This window comes from Oscillospiraceae bacterium (genome assembly GCA_034925865.1).
Taxonomy (GTDB): domain Bacteria; phylum Bacillota; class Clostridia; order Oscillospirales; family SIG627; genus SIG704.
Genome location: JAYFRN010000011.1, coordinates 38529 through 52011, shown reverse-complemented (window position 1 = coordinate 52011; position 13483 = coordinate 38529). Strand labels below are relative to the sequence as shown.

Genomic DNA, 13483 nt, shown 5'->3' with positions numbered 1-13483 from the left:
ATAAACATAAATATAATATGTCAATAGTTAACAGTTATATTTTTATTAATAAAACAGGCGGTGCCGCTTTTATGTGGCATCGCCTGTTCCGTTAAACAAATATATTATTTCATTGCCTCTGCGACTGATTCGAAAACATTATTTTCGTTTTCAAATCGGTCAGCATCATATATTCTGAATGTTTTTATTCCTTGAGCTTCTTGTGCATCAACAGCAGTGACCTCTCTGAAATAGAAAGACTTGCCGTAACTGAAAGAGGTGTCGTCGAGGATTATTCCGAGCGTGGCGGAGCTGACGCCCGGGCGTGTAACGATTATATCGACGGAGCAGCATCCGTCTTTCCGGCCGCCGCTTACAACAAATCCTTTATCAGTCAGAAATTTTTCCAGGCGGAGTAAGAAATTCGTTTTCTTTTCTGAAACACAGGATGAAGACATTTTTTGCTCGGGGCATGCCTGAGCATTCAGAAGCTCTGAAAATAGTCTGGCATATGGTTTATATCCTGTACATACAGAGCCGTCGATGTCAAAAACCGTACGATCAAAGGAAAGAACGGCTTTAAATGAAATCCTTGCACAGCTGACCAGCGAGGAGAGAATAAACGCTGAGTTCGGATCGTCAAAATACCCTGAAGCTTTTATAAGCCTGTCATTGTATTTTCCCCTGTCGCGTCCAGAAACAGCGGGAGAAAAAATGATATGATCCCGAGTTTCAAAATTACAGCCGTATACACATCTGACAAAAATATTTTCGTCTTCGGATAAAACCGACAGATCCGGCATTATCTGCGCCTGGTCTGAATTATTCGTTTTTTGTATAATGAGCTTCTTTATCAGGCGAGCCTGAGCTTCTGATAAAGTATAAATACCGCAGGAAAGCTTCTTCCCTTTATCCGTGGCTGTTTTAATCATTCCAAACAAGGAATTGACTGCGGCGGATGCTTCTTCTCTGTTAATTTCATTGATTGGATCAAATTCGCCCTTTACTGAAATAGAGGAAATTGACGGAATTTTATAAGGAAGAGGATAAAATGAACTCATATTGCTTCCCGAAATTATATCTGAAAGGATTTTTGTTTCATAATTAATTTCCGGAACGTTATGTAGAATATATTTAATATCGACCGCTGCTTCCGCGGCTTCGGAGAGCATGCTCAGACGGGTTACATCGGTTTCACAAGCCGAAAGGGAATTCATACGAAAGAGTGTTTGTGGACTTTTCGGGCAAATGGAATTACCTATTACACAAACACAGCCGGTATGTCTAAAAAGCATAAGAGCGCGAAAAGTCGGTATAAGGTGTGCGTCATCGAATATAACGCAGTTGAAATTTATATTATGTTCTTCTGTTATAATACTGTAAGCTGATTCACAGTCCGAAACGAAAATAGCGAAGCGGGATGTGATATTTCCGGCTTCGGAAGTCGGAGCCGAGCTTAGTTCAAGGCAAAGTCTCTTATTTATGGAAGCAAGCTTAATCAAGTCGGCTTCTTCCGAAAGCCGTCTTGCCTCTGTGCAAAGCGACCTATATGATTCTTTGGAAAAATCACGCAGCGGTTTGAAATAAGACATAGCGTATTCGCAGGCGGCACGGAAAAAGCCCTTAGTGAACGCATCGGAAAGTTCATCGCGCGATATGTCTGCGCTTTCGCACAGCTTTACAAGCGCGGTTTGGCCACAGCTTTCTGCGACTTCCTTTGCGGCAATCCAGGCGCTCCACTGTTTGAGCGAATCAAAACGCTCGTGTATGGAATCGAGGGTTGGAATAAGCCTGTCAAAATAATCCGCTTTCAAAGCTTCGTTAAATGAATATGAATCAATCTTCAGCAGTCTCGAAAAGTTGTCAAAGGACCCTTCAAATGAGGATTCAGCATCTGAAAACGAGGAGAAAAGTGCGCAAAACGACGAAAATTCATTTGGATCAGAAAGCGATTTTAATAGCTTCGCCATATATTTCCGTCCTGATGAGCTATCATTGAATATTCTTAAAAGCATGTCGTCAAGAGCTTTAAAGCTTGAATAATCAGCTTCTATGGAATCGAAAAGAGCAAAAAGGTCGGTATCCGGCGCGTCTGCATCCTTACCGAAAAGCTTTTTAATGGTTTGGGTATGCTCCGACAGGTATTTAGCGTATTCACTGTATTTAATCAATGAATTAAGTATCTCAGAAATGTTTGAGACCGTGATATCCTTTGGGGAAATTGCATATGTGCGGAGCTTTGTTACCGTGTCCTTTGATACGGCATTTTTCCTGAATATGTTAAGCGATGAAGCTGCTCTGATCTCGGAAAGCATTTCGGCGGAGTTCAATGAAAAAATTCCGTTGTCGAAGCGTTTCATGACAGATTTACGCAATTCTGCTGCCCGCTTGCCGTATTCGATTACAGTTGGAATTTGAGAAATGACGGCACCGTCAGAAACAGAATCGAAATAACCGTAATACGGAGGAAAGCCGGTTTTTGTGATCACGCTTGCCGTTTCAAAAAGCGCTTTTGCCTGTGAAACAGTATGAATTCCATCAATTTGGAAAAGTTTCGCAAGTTCGTTTTGTATTCTGATAAGCATGTTTGCGTCCGAGCGAAGCTTTATAAACGATGATATTATCTCATTCTTGAGTTCATATGAAAAGCTGTTGAGACGGCAGAAGCATAACGGATTGCCGTATGGGCCGCCTGTTTCAACGGATGCGTCGATGACCCTTGCTGCAAGCTCAAAAAGCTTCACTGCGCCAGACTTATCAAGTGAGGCGATAGATTCAAACGCGAATGGAATTGAATACTTTGCGTTACAGACTTTATCAAACTGAAGGAGAGCATTTTTAAAGGAATAACCAAATCCCAGAGGAGTATTCATAGCTTCGTAATATGAATTTACCTTAAGGCGTGCTTCACGGGAACGGTGATATAAAGAGTATATTTCATCCGGATCCGGTAAATCTTTTGATAGTGCAGGCTCGGAAACCGGTTTTTGGGCACACAAATCATAAGAAAACGATCCTGCTGAAAACAGGCGCAGATATTCGGCAAATTTTTTTCTTCCGCGTTCTGTTTCGTTTATGTAGAGGATCTTTTCGCCTTTGGCGGCTCTCATATATGCCATTGAAGCGGACAGAAAGGTTTTTCCTGATCCGGAAGGACCTTTTACAACGGTGAAAGCATTGGTTTCGGATGCGCGCATAGCCGAAAGCTGATATTTATCAAGTGATAACGGCGGCACGGATTCCGATTTATAAACCGCATCCGCGTCGGGTTCGTCCTTGCCTTCCTCAGCGCAAACGGCGGATACATTCTCAGCGGCTGATATTGCGATTTTGCACGCGGTCATGTTTGTTTGTCCACCGTCTTTTAAGACTTCCGGAGTGAGTGATTCCGCGATTCGCATATCAAATACGGGAAAAACGCCTATGAAAGCTTCAGGTTCGGAAACAGATATTGTGCTAAAAAATATTGTCAGCGAACGGGCTTCTTCTGTAATAAAGCTGATTATTTGATCGATGGGTTTATTTTCGTAACTTTTAAGTGCGGAAAGCTTGACGCCGTATAAAAGAGAAAGCCTTTCGATAAGACAAGTATTAATAAATACCCGAGTGGATTTTACCGTAATGCAAAATCCCCTGTGATCGGGGAGAGCGTATATTTTTACAGGAATAAAAAGCAAAGGCGCATTTAATGATTTCCCGATTGATGAATCATAATATCCTATTTCGATGAAGGCGGCATAAAAATTCTCGCATGAACCGTTGCTTTTGGCGCGTTCCACAGTTGAAATCATTGAAAAAAGCTTTGAAGACATTTCTTCGGGATTGTCAAAGCAGAAGAAGGCGGAAGGCGATTTATTGCTTTGGCCAAGCTTCTGCGAAAGCAGCTTTAAAGCATCGGAATCCAGTATGGTTAAGTCTGAATCATAGGGAGCAGAGAGAATATCTGACGAACCCGATCCGGACATGGCGGAGATCATCGAAACAGCGGACGAGGGAATTATTCTGAACGAATTCTTATCTGTGAGGTTGAGAATCGGGCTTTCGGATATAATTATGGATGATGATCCGGACAGATATGAAACAGCATCTGTTATACTAATTTGATGAGCTTCAACAGGTATTTGTTTTATTTTGAAAAAGTCGTCCTTAAGCTCGGGTGTATCCGCTCTCAGCTCCTGCGGCAGAGATTTAACCCCGCTCAGATGTGCGCGGCGAAAATCCACAGCAAGATAAAAGGAATCCTGATTAAGTGACCGTACGGCCATTTCTACGGAAGATTCAAATGAAATGGACGTACCGTTTATAACAGACGAAGGATCGATAAGCAAGAGAATCCCATCCATATTGATTTCGGAACGCACATATTCATTGAATACAGTAAAATTATCGCATACAGATGAAGCAAAACACTTTTTTTCCAAAAAGCATCCCACCATTGTTTTCCCGTTTGTAAGCACGATTAACGGATTTAATTTCATAGCTTCAAGAACAGAGACAAAAACAAGAGCAAGTTCAAGACTGTTGGCCGATGTTCCGGACAGCACTTCATCCGGAAGCTTCAGCTTGGTTAAGCTTTTATCGCATATAAAAAGCGAAGCGGAATAAGTAATTTTTAAAGCTTGAACAGCATTGTACACCGCTTTAAATTCGTCGATTATTTCTGAGGATTGTTTATTTTTATATCCAAAAGCCGGGCTCCTCGATTCCGCGTGTCTTAATGCATAATCACCGAGCCTTTGAATATCAGAGCATTCCGGCATGGATAATGACGCCATCAGCTCCGGGAAAGTGCCTATACCGCTCCAACCTGAAAGCGTCATCAATTCGGTCCCCGCTGAAACGGAGTATTCGTGTCCGTCGTACTTAACTTTTGCGGTGATTTTCGTATGCGTAGTCTCTTTCATAAACGCCAGCATATCTGCGTTTACATCAAGCTTCGGATCGTCAATTCTGATGTGAGAAATAGCGCGTAGTGTCCCGATATTAATTTTTAAAGGATCAAAAAAGCTCGGCAAAGATGACAGCTCAATTTCGATCCCTAAAATATCACGGTCGGTGTTGTTTGATATAATCACTGAATCTATCGCTTTACATAAGCTGTAATATGCGGCATAGCCGTATGAAGCAGGACATTCAAAGCGGACCGATATTAATTCTGACATGTCGTTATCCTTTCATTTCTAAGTTTATTTTTGCTGCTGAAAAGCTGCCTGCTGCTTGCGCGTTTCCGCATCGATTTCGTTTATTCGTTCTTTTGATTCCGTAAAGTCGAGTTTGTCAGTGTAAAACGATTTTAAAAGCAGCTTCTGAGATATAAAATCATCATATTTTTCATATATCGGATGCTCGTTTTCTCCTACAAGCTCAGACATTCTGATCTCGTTTCTGTCAATATAGTTTTTCATAAACAACGCCAGCTCACGGGGAGAACAATTTTCGGCTTTATATGTGAGATAATAACATGAGTCCTGTTCGATCTGAGTCAGTCCGAGCTTTGAAGCGCATTTGAATTTTAAAAAGCGACGGAATGTTCTTACTGAACGCGTCCCGAGCCAGGGAAACATGACATAGCTCATGTTTACGAGAGGAATTATGCCGCATTCAGTAAAGCGCGTGTTTTTATTCAGCTGCCTGACATCATTCAGCCGTTTTGCTGCGTTCGGCATGAGATAAGGATAAATTATGTCTTCTTCTATTACGCGTTTCATACGCTTGAGGATTTTCGTGTGTATTTCACCTTTATCGCCGGGCCACGATATCTCCATCTTACCCTTGACACGCTTTACATATATCAGCTTGCGGGGAACATCAATTTCTTCGACTTCCCATACATGTCCCGCAAGCGCGAATCTGTCTCCGACCGGAGGAACAGACGTAATGGTTCCGATTTCTTCGCTGCCTATTCTGACTGTATAATCTTCACTGTCTTTGAAAACGGCATAAAACTTAAAATTGCCGGCGAGCCTTTCGCCCTTTTCGCCGCATATCAGTTCTTTTTCCTCTGTCTGCTGCAAATAACCGCGTTTTATCATATCTACAAGCAGGTCGCGGTAATCGTTTTTATCGACGTTCCGAAACGGTGAGAGAGATAGGACGCGTCCGGCGAGCTTTGCCGGTGAAAGTGATCCGGATGAAACGGCGGCTGAAAGCGTTTGATGAAATAACAAGCTCATCGGCATTGCTTTTGAAAACGGAGGTTCGATCCATCTTTCTTCGATATATAGCTGAATTATTGCGATCGCCTGCAGCAGCTCCCATGGAATAAGCTGATAAAGCGGTGCGTTTGGAAGGATTGGTTCCTCCCTGAAAACGAGTATCATCTCAGATGGCTCGCTCCTGCGTCCGGAACGGCCTATTCTTTGAAGAAATCCCGTGACTGTATTTGGCGAACCGATGTTGATTATCCGTTCAAGCTTTCCGATGTCTATACCCAATTCAAGAGTTACCGTCGCACAGGCGGTGTTTATCGCATCGGATTTTAAAACTATTTCGGTTTCTTCGCGTATAGCGGCGGAAAGATTTCCGTGATGTATATAAAAGCGGTCCGGGTCGCCGCGCTTTTCCGCGATTTGGCGCATTGTGGCGGTGACATGCTCTGTTTCCTCGCGGGAATTTGAAAATATGATACATTTTTTTCTGGCGGTCGCGTCATATACAAATTCGCTTGCGGCATCAGCCGGTGGAGCTTCCTGTGATGAATCCGTTGTTTCAAATGACCCTGAAAGCATTTCAACCGCTTCTTCGCTGTTTTTTGGCTCTGTCTGCGGCCCGGGAGCGCCGTCGGCGAAGAAATGCTGCACCGCAAGCTTCCAGACAATGCCCTTTTCTTTTATATCCACTACTTCCGTGTCTCTTCCGCTGCCTTCACCTAGCCATTTGGCGGCGAGAGAAGTATCGCCGACCGTTGCGGAAAGCCCGATCCGCCTGGGCGAAAAGCCGATAAGCGAAGATATCCGTTCAATTATACATTTTGTCTGTCCGCCGCGGTCGAACCCCATCAGCGTATGTATTTCGTCGATAATTACGAATCTGAGGTTGCCGAATATACGGGGAATATCGTTGCGGCGGTTGATAAGCATGCTTTCGAGCGATTCCGGTGTAATCTGAAGGATCCCGCAAGGCTTTTTGATCCATTTTTCCTTATGCGCAGTCGGGACATCACCATGCCAGTGAAAAACAGGTATATCGCTTTCATCAAGAAGATATTCAAGGCGTGAAAATTGGTCGTTGATCAGCGCTTTCAGCGGAGCGATATATAAAACTCCGAAGCTGTCGCGCCCTTCGGATTCAAGCATTGACAATATCGGAAAGAACGCAGCCTCTGTTTTACCGGAGGCTGTGGAGGATGAAATCAATAAGTTATTTTCTGAATTGAAAATGACATCGGCCGCTCTAAGCTGAACTTCACGCAGAGACTGCCAGTTGTTTTTGTATATAAAATCGCGGATAAAAGGCGAATAGCGTGCGAAAATTTCCGATGCGTCCGACTTCGACATGATTTATACCTCCTGATCCGATATAAATGACCTTATTTGGTCTTACAGCTCTAATTTTCCGAGATTGAAAAAATCGTCGTCATTGCCCTCTTCGCTGCTATCGTTGTTCTCTTTATCGCTCTCTGAGGCTTTTTCGAGTTTTATATTGTTTTTGTTTCCGACAAGCTCGTCAAAGGTCACTGATTTGTCTTGAAGCATTATATTAAGTATATTGAGAAAATCCCGAATGACCTCTCTTGGAGTGATCATTTCATCGGCTCCCATCCGTTCAAGACAGATTTTCAGAAAAGTTACTATATTTTGCTCTGTGAGCTGTAACTGAACTCCGTAATATTGAGAATGGAGCTTCATGACCCTTTCCACAAGCGCGTAAAGCTCATCATCGGAAAGGCGGTTCAGCTTGATAACGGGTGAAATAAGATTCCTTCTGTCGCCGGTAAACCGACCTTCCTCCAAGCGGCTTTTCAAAGCTTCATAGCTGAAAAGTCCTCTTCGGTTGTCTTCCAGAAACGCGGGTGTTCCGCCGAGCACGATACCCAGCCCTTCGGCCTTTCCCTGCAAAGTATCATTAAACATTGAAAGAATTTTTTCGTAATTATTTTCACGTGACAGTCGGTTCGGTATTTTATACAAATTAACTCCTTCGTCAAAAAGAACGATGAAGCCCTTATATCCGATTCTGCGGAAAAATGCCGCATATAACTTTATATAATCATACCAGTTGGCGTCGTCAATTATGGAAGAAGTTCCGAGCCCGCAGGAACGAGCCTCCTGCTTGGTGGAAAATTCGCCTCTTAACCAGCGTAAGGCGCTTTCTTTTTCGTCGTCGTTGCCTTTGATGACTCCGTCGTAGTATTTTTTTAATACTTTAGCGAAATCAAAACCATTTACAAGCGAGCAAAGATCGTCCGTCACCGAATAAATATCTTTTTCCACCTCTGAAAAAAAAACCGGAGTGTCGGGAGAAAAGCCGTTTTTTACAGCGTTGGTCTGAAGTCCGGACAGCCATCTTGTGAGTATAGAAGGCAGCGCGCCTCCGTCCGGAGAAGACTTTGAACCGAGGTTTTTCATGAGCTCGCGGAAAGCGGCAAGCCCCTGACCTTTTGAACCGTGAAATCTTCGTTCCGGAGAAAGATCACAGTCGGCGGTTATAAAATTCCGTTCAAGAGCGTTGCAGCGGACAAGCCCGATTAAAAAGCTTTTTCCGCTGCCGTATTTTCCTATTACAAAGCGGAAAGTTCCCATACCCGAGGCTATCGCGTCAAAATCAGATAAAAAAGCTCCGATCTCGGAGCTTCTTCCGATGGCGATGTATTCCAATCCGAATCGGGGAACAACACCGGCGGCATAAGCGTTCAACAGGGTTCCGAGTACGCGTCTCGGTATTTTAATAATATCCGCTGCTTTGTTTATTTCGTTTGTCATCATTTTATACCATGATTTATTCATTGTAAAATGATGAATAAATCTTTCCTTGTTCGATAATTATTATGGCTGTGCCAAAAGCCGGCGATTAATGCAAAACTTAATATTATGCTCCGCTATTATCAAAGTGTGTTTTATGATTGTAAAACACGAAGTAAATCCGAAATATAATCTCCGGTTATGTCCAACGTCTGTTCTATTACAATATCACGTATTATATCCGCAGCTGCGGAATTGATCAAATCAACCTCGGCCTCTAAAAAGCTTCCGGCGCTTATGGCGGATGTGCGTGCCGCGGCTTTGTTGTCAGACAAAAGGAAAAGGAGAATTTCTTTTTGAAGAGGAGTTATTTCTGATGCAAATGTCGCAAATTCATCTGCTGAATCGCACTCGTAATCCTCCTGCGGCGTATCGCATTCGTCCTCCGCATCAAAAGAATCTATTGAAGGAATAATGGCAAAATCAAGCATTTCGCCGCTGTCGTCAAACGCTTCCGTAAGCTTTTTGGTCGTGTCCCAGGAGGAAAGCTCGATATTCTTGGCTTTTTCGATATTTATATCGACAGTAACCTTTTTATTTACTTCCTGTTTTTCAGTATCAAGAGACAAGAGTTTTTCAACTGGTTTGTTTGAAACAGAATGTATTCGCGAAAAAAACGCGTCTATCGGCGATTTTTGATCGGAGCTTATATTGACATTTGAGAGCCTGTTGCGTATACAGTATATGGCGCGAAGCTTATTCTCGATATATTTAACGATGCTTGCGGTGCGAAGCCGCACGGATTCGTCGCAGTGAAGAGGATAATATCTGACGGATAACGATGAAACCAGTGATGAATCAATGACTATTCCGGGAAAGATTCTTCTTTTGACCGTCAGTTCGGAAGGCTTTTTTGTGCCCAGATAATCGCCGGATTGATCATAAGAAAAAATTCCGCTTCTGGTAAATTTCAGAATAACCGCGGAGAGCTTTGCCGCGTATTCGCTGTTTTCCGCGTAATGCTTTGACGATCTGTAATCGTAATCCGAAATAACTGAAAGCATAAAATCCATTGAAGTTTTAGTATGGATTAAGGGATGTGTCAGAAGGTAATCAAAAATATATAGACCGTATATAAGCGGCGTCCCGCGTGTTTTGATTGAACAGATTATTTCGCCAATTTTTTCAAAGGGAAGCGGTGTCCGGGTAAGAATACAGAAGTCTGAAACGATATCGCAAAAAAGCTTATCGTTATATACACTTTCGGTTCTGAAGCAGCTCCATAAACGCATTATAATCAGTATCGTATCGGCCGGAGAAAGCTCTCCCGCGAGTGAAAGATTTACAAGCTCGGAAAGAAAGAGGTTCATATACGCGTTGTCGGTTTTTATATCTGCTCCGGAAATAAACCGCTCGCGCCAACTGTAATACCAGTTCAGCTGTGCGGAATTCATATCGGCATAAACCGGCGAAAATGAATACATCGGAAAATGAACTGCGGAAGGGGATGACGATTTACGGTAGGAAATGCGCGCCATCCTTAAAAATCCGCGTTCGCGTTCCGTCGGGGATACATAAGGACATATGTCGGCATCAATAAGAATATTGCTGTCTTTAAAAATTATATTATGTCCGGGATTATCGGCTGGACAACAGGTCTTGAGACTTTGTATAGGCACTTCGTTTTCGTTTTTCTCGGGTGATCCGATTATGATTTCCGCCGTATTAATCCCGGGTTTATATTCGGCATATTCGGGGGCACGCTTTGCGCCCCGTCTTGACGGAGGAACAAGCTTGTCGATATTCCAGAAACCGTCATCGTTTCCGCTCGTTTCGCCGGGTTTACGATCTTCGATTTCCTTCAAAATCACTGCCTCCAAACAAAAAATTTATTATATTATTTTAGCATACATTCATTATTCTTGTCAATATATATACTTGATATTACAAGAAATCTAAAACAATTTTCATAAAATTGAGTATTGCGCCGCATGCATTTGATATTGTTTATTTTGAGTATAAGAAAAACCGCATACCGGATTGGACGGTTATGCGGCCTAATGAAAAATTGAAAATTAAAAATTAAAGGCTCGCGAGGTATTTAAAGCAGCGTGTTACTTCATCAATTCCGTTCGGATTGAGATTTTCGCTTTCCACCACCATCGGCACTCCCATTTCAACAGCCTTTTTTCGTACGGCCTTGACCGGAGCAATGCCTTCTCCGAGCGCTCTGCCGCCCATACCTCCGTCACCATCTTTCAAATGAACAAAAATGAGTCTGTCGGCATATTTTTTCATAAGCGCAATCGGATCCTTACCTGCTTTGAATGCCCAGTATGTGTCTATCTCAAGAGAAAGAGCTGATCTGTTTACAAGCTCGTCATAAATGATCTGTCCGTCATTATTCGGCGCGAATTCGGCATAATGATTGTGAAAACCGAGTGTGATTCCTTCTGCTTTGAGCTTCGGCACATAAGTATTCACCATTGTGATAAAATCGTCGAGCTTCTTCGCCGTGGAAAGATCGGCGCCAGGGATGATTATATATTTATTGCCGATTTCCTTGTGAAAAGCGAGCGTATCGTCATAATTATCCGCAATTTCTTCCCATCCGGTATGTGTACCGGAAATTCCTATTCCGTATTTTTTAAGCCATCCTGATACTTCCGAGGCGGAATGTGAAAAGAATCCGGCAAATTCTATTGCCGAATAACCTATATGGGCGACCTCACGGATTGCCGCTTCAAGATCGTTTGAGGCAAGATCGCGGACACTGTATAACTGAATGCTGTATTTCATATTATTATCCTTTCGTTTGATGTAATATTATGAGATTATTATATTACGTAAGCCGGGAAAAATCAATAATATTTATATATAGTAAAATTTTATGGTTTATTTAATGTCTATTAAATAATGCCGTTTTTGAACGGCATAGTTTTTGGCAGGTAAAAAACCAGCCAAAACCCGAAGTATCCATTGATTGCCGTCTGCACCTGAACAATCATTATTTTTATAAATTCCTTACTGTCGTATTGTTTTATGATTGTCCAGCAGACATTATTTAAAAATGCTGCTGAATAATTATTATATATAAATAAAATTCCATATACCAGAGTACGATTATATATTTACTGCGTAAAAATATAACGGAATAAGCTATTTACTTTCTTTTTAGACGATGCTATAATTATTTCAATATAACAGAGGAGTGTTTACTCGGGATGGTTCTGAATGTAAAAGGATTTGACGGCGGATATATAGAGCTTTCAGATGTAGTTTTGTTTAATGATGAATGCGGATGCGGCCGTATTGAACCTGATTCAATTCGCGTTGTTCCAGCGTTGTTCGATGCGCATATACACACCAGGGATCCCGGGTATACTTATAAAGAGGATATTTATTCGGCTGCGCAGGCGGCGCTTTACGGCGGCTTTTCCGATGTTGCCGCTATGCCGAATACGAAGCCTGCCTGCGACAGCCCGGAGATCATTGCCGATATATGCAAGCGGGCTGAGGCGCTTCCTGTAAATTTGCATCAGATAGCATGCGTCACGGTCGGTTCGGCCGGCGAGAAGCTATGTGATTTAGAGCTTTTGGCCGCTGCCGGCGCGTCAGGATTTTCTGACGACGGAAAGCCGATACAAAGAGACGATATAATGGAGTCAGCATTGAAGACGGCATTTGCTCTCGGTTTACCCTTGATATCTCATTGCGAATGCCCGGAGCTTGTTTACGGAGGAGTGATAAACAAAGGCATTATATCCGAAAAGCTCGGTTTACCGGGTATATCGAACGACTCCGAATACGAAATGATAAAAAGACACATCGCTCTTGCCTCGAAAACAGATACTGCCGTACACATTGCTCATGTCAGCACCAAAGAAGGCTTTACTCTTATACGGGAAGCAAAAAAGGCGGGAATCGGCGTAACCTGCGAAACATGCCCGCATTATTTCTTTTTTAACGAAGCCGAGGTTTATGAAAGAGGCACATACGCAAAAATGAATCCGCCTCTCAGATCCGAAGCCGACAGACTCGCGGCGATTGAAGCGATATGCGACGGCACCGTAGATATAATAGTGACAGATCACGCGCCTCATACAGACAGCGAAAAGCGCATCGGTGACCGGGATTTATCGTCCGCGCTGAGAACGGCGCCATTCGGTGTTATCGGGCTTGAATCCTCGTTTGCCGCAGCTTATACCGCTCTTGTAAAGAGCGGATATATTACGTTTACGCGGCTTATATGTTTGATGAGCGATTTTCCGAGAAGGCTTTTCGGAATAAAACCCTTGAACCTTGATTCAGGCTGCAGAGTCGCATTATTCGATACGGAAAATGAATTTGTTTATACGGCCTCACACGGTAAATCAAAATCTCATAATTCGGTATTTGAAGGTGTTTCTCTTTTCGGCAGACCGGTCGGATATGCGTTCGGAAAAAAAATAAATAATCAAATATAAGTCATTATTTAGCTTAAATTGCAGCCGAACAATATGAGAAAAGCCTGTATACCAAAGTTTTCTCTCATAGAGAGCGGCAATTATTAAAACGGCATTTAAATAAGTCGTGTTTTATAAGAGAGAAAAGCCCATATACCA

The 13483-nt window shown here is 42.8% G+C and carries 6 protein-coding genes; 1 reads left to right on the top strand and 5 read right to left on the bottom strand.

The window, feature by feature from the left end; genetic code table 11:
• Positions 1-104: 104 nt before the first annotated feature.
• The 5 genes from VB118_05850 to VB118_05830 form a co-directional block, all read right to left on the bottom strand.
• On the bottom strand, positions 105-5141 hold the full coding sequence (locus tag VB118_05850) for a DUF4011 domain-containing protein (GenBank protein MEA4832122.1): 5037 nt from the start codon (positions 5139-5141) through the stop codon (positions 105-107).
• A gap of 24 nt (positions 5142-5165) precedes the next feature.
• Positions 5166-7475 (bottom strand): DEAD/DEAH box helicase, encoded by a 2310-nt coding sequence (locus VB118_05845; protein ID MEA4832121.1) that lies wholly within the window; start codon positions 7473-7475, stop codon positions 5166-5168.
• A gap of 42 nt (positions 7476-7517) precedes the next feature.
• Positions 7518-8903, bottom strand: coding sequence for an ATP-binding protein (locus tag VB118_05840; GenBank protein ID MEA4832120.1), 1386 nt, complete (start codon positions 8901-8903; stop codon positions 7518-7520).
• 131 nt (positions 8904-9034) lie between these two features.
• Positions 9035-10744: a TerB N-terminal domain-containing protein gene (locus tag VB118_05835; GenBank protein ID MEA4832119.1), complete on the bottom strand. Its 1710-nt coding sequence runs from the start codon at positions 10742-10744 to the stop codon at positions 9035-9037.
• A 217-nt stretch (positions 10745-10961) separates the two neighbouring features.
• Positions 10962-11678 carry a sugar phosphate isomerase/epimerase gene (locus tag VB118_05830; GenBank protein ID MEA4832118.1) on the bottom strand — a complete coding sequence of 239 codons (717 nt, stop codon included), beginning with the start codon at positions 11676-11678 and terminating at the stop codon, positions 10962-10964.
• Between the two features lie 425 nt (positions 11679-12103).
• Here VB118_05830 and VB118_05825 point away from each other — a divergent pair, with 425 nt between their 5' ends.
• On the top strand, positions 12104-13345 hold the full coding sequence (locus VB118_05825) for a dihydroorotase (protein MEA4832117.1): 1242 nt from the start codon (positions 12104-12106) through the stop codon (positions 13343-13345).
• Positions 13346-13483 lie beyond the last annotated feature (138 nt).

Bases quoted from the DNA above. Each gene is read 5' to 3' on its own strand.
- VB118_05845 (MEA4832121.1), bottom strand. From the start codon at position 7,475: ATGTCGAAGTCGGACGCATCGGAAATTTTCGCACGCTATTCGCCTTTT.
- VB118_05830 (MEA4832118.1), bottom strand. From the start codon at position 11,678: ATGAAATACAGCATTCAGTTATACAGTGTCCGCGATCTTGCCTCAAAC.
- VB118_05840 (MEA4832120.1), bottom strand. From the start codon at position 8,903: ATGATGACAAACGAAATAAACAAAGCAGCGGATATTATTAAAATACCG.
- VB118_05825 (MEA4832117.1), top strand. From the start codon at position 12,104: ATGGTTCTGAATGTAAAAGGATTTGACGGCGGATATATAGAGCTTTCA.
- VB118_05850 (MEA4832122.1), bottom strand. From the start codon at position 5,141: ATGTCAGAATTAATATCGGTCCGCTTTGAATGTCCTGCTTCATACGGC.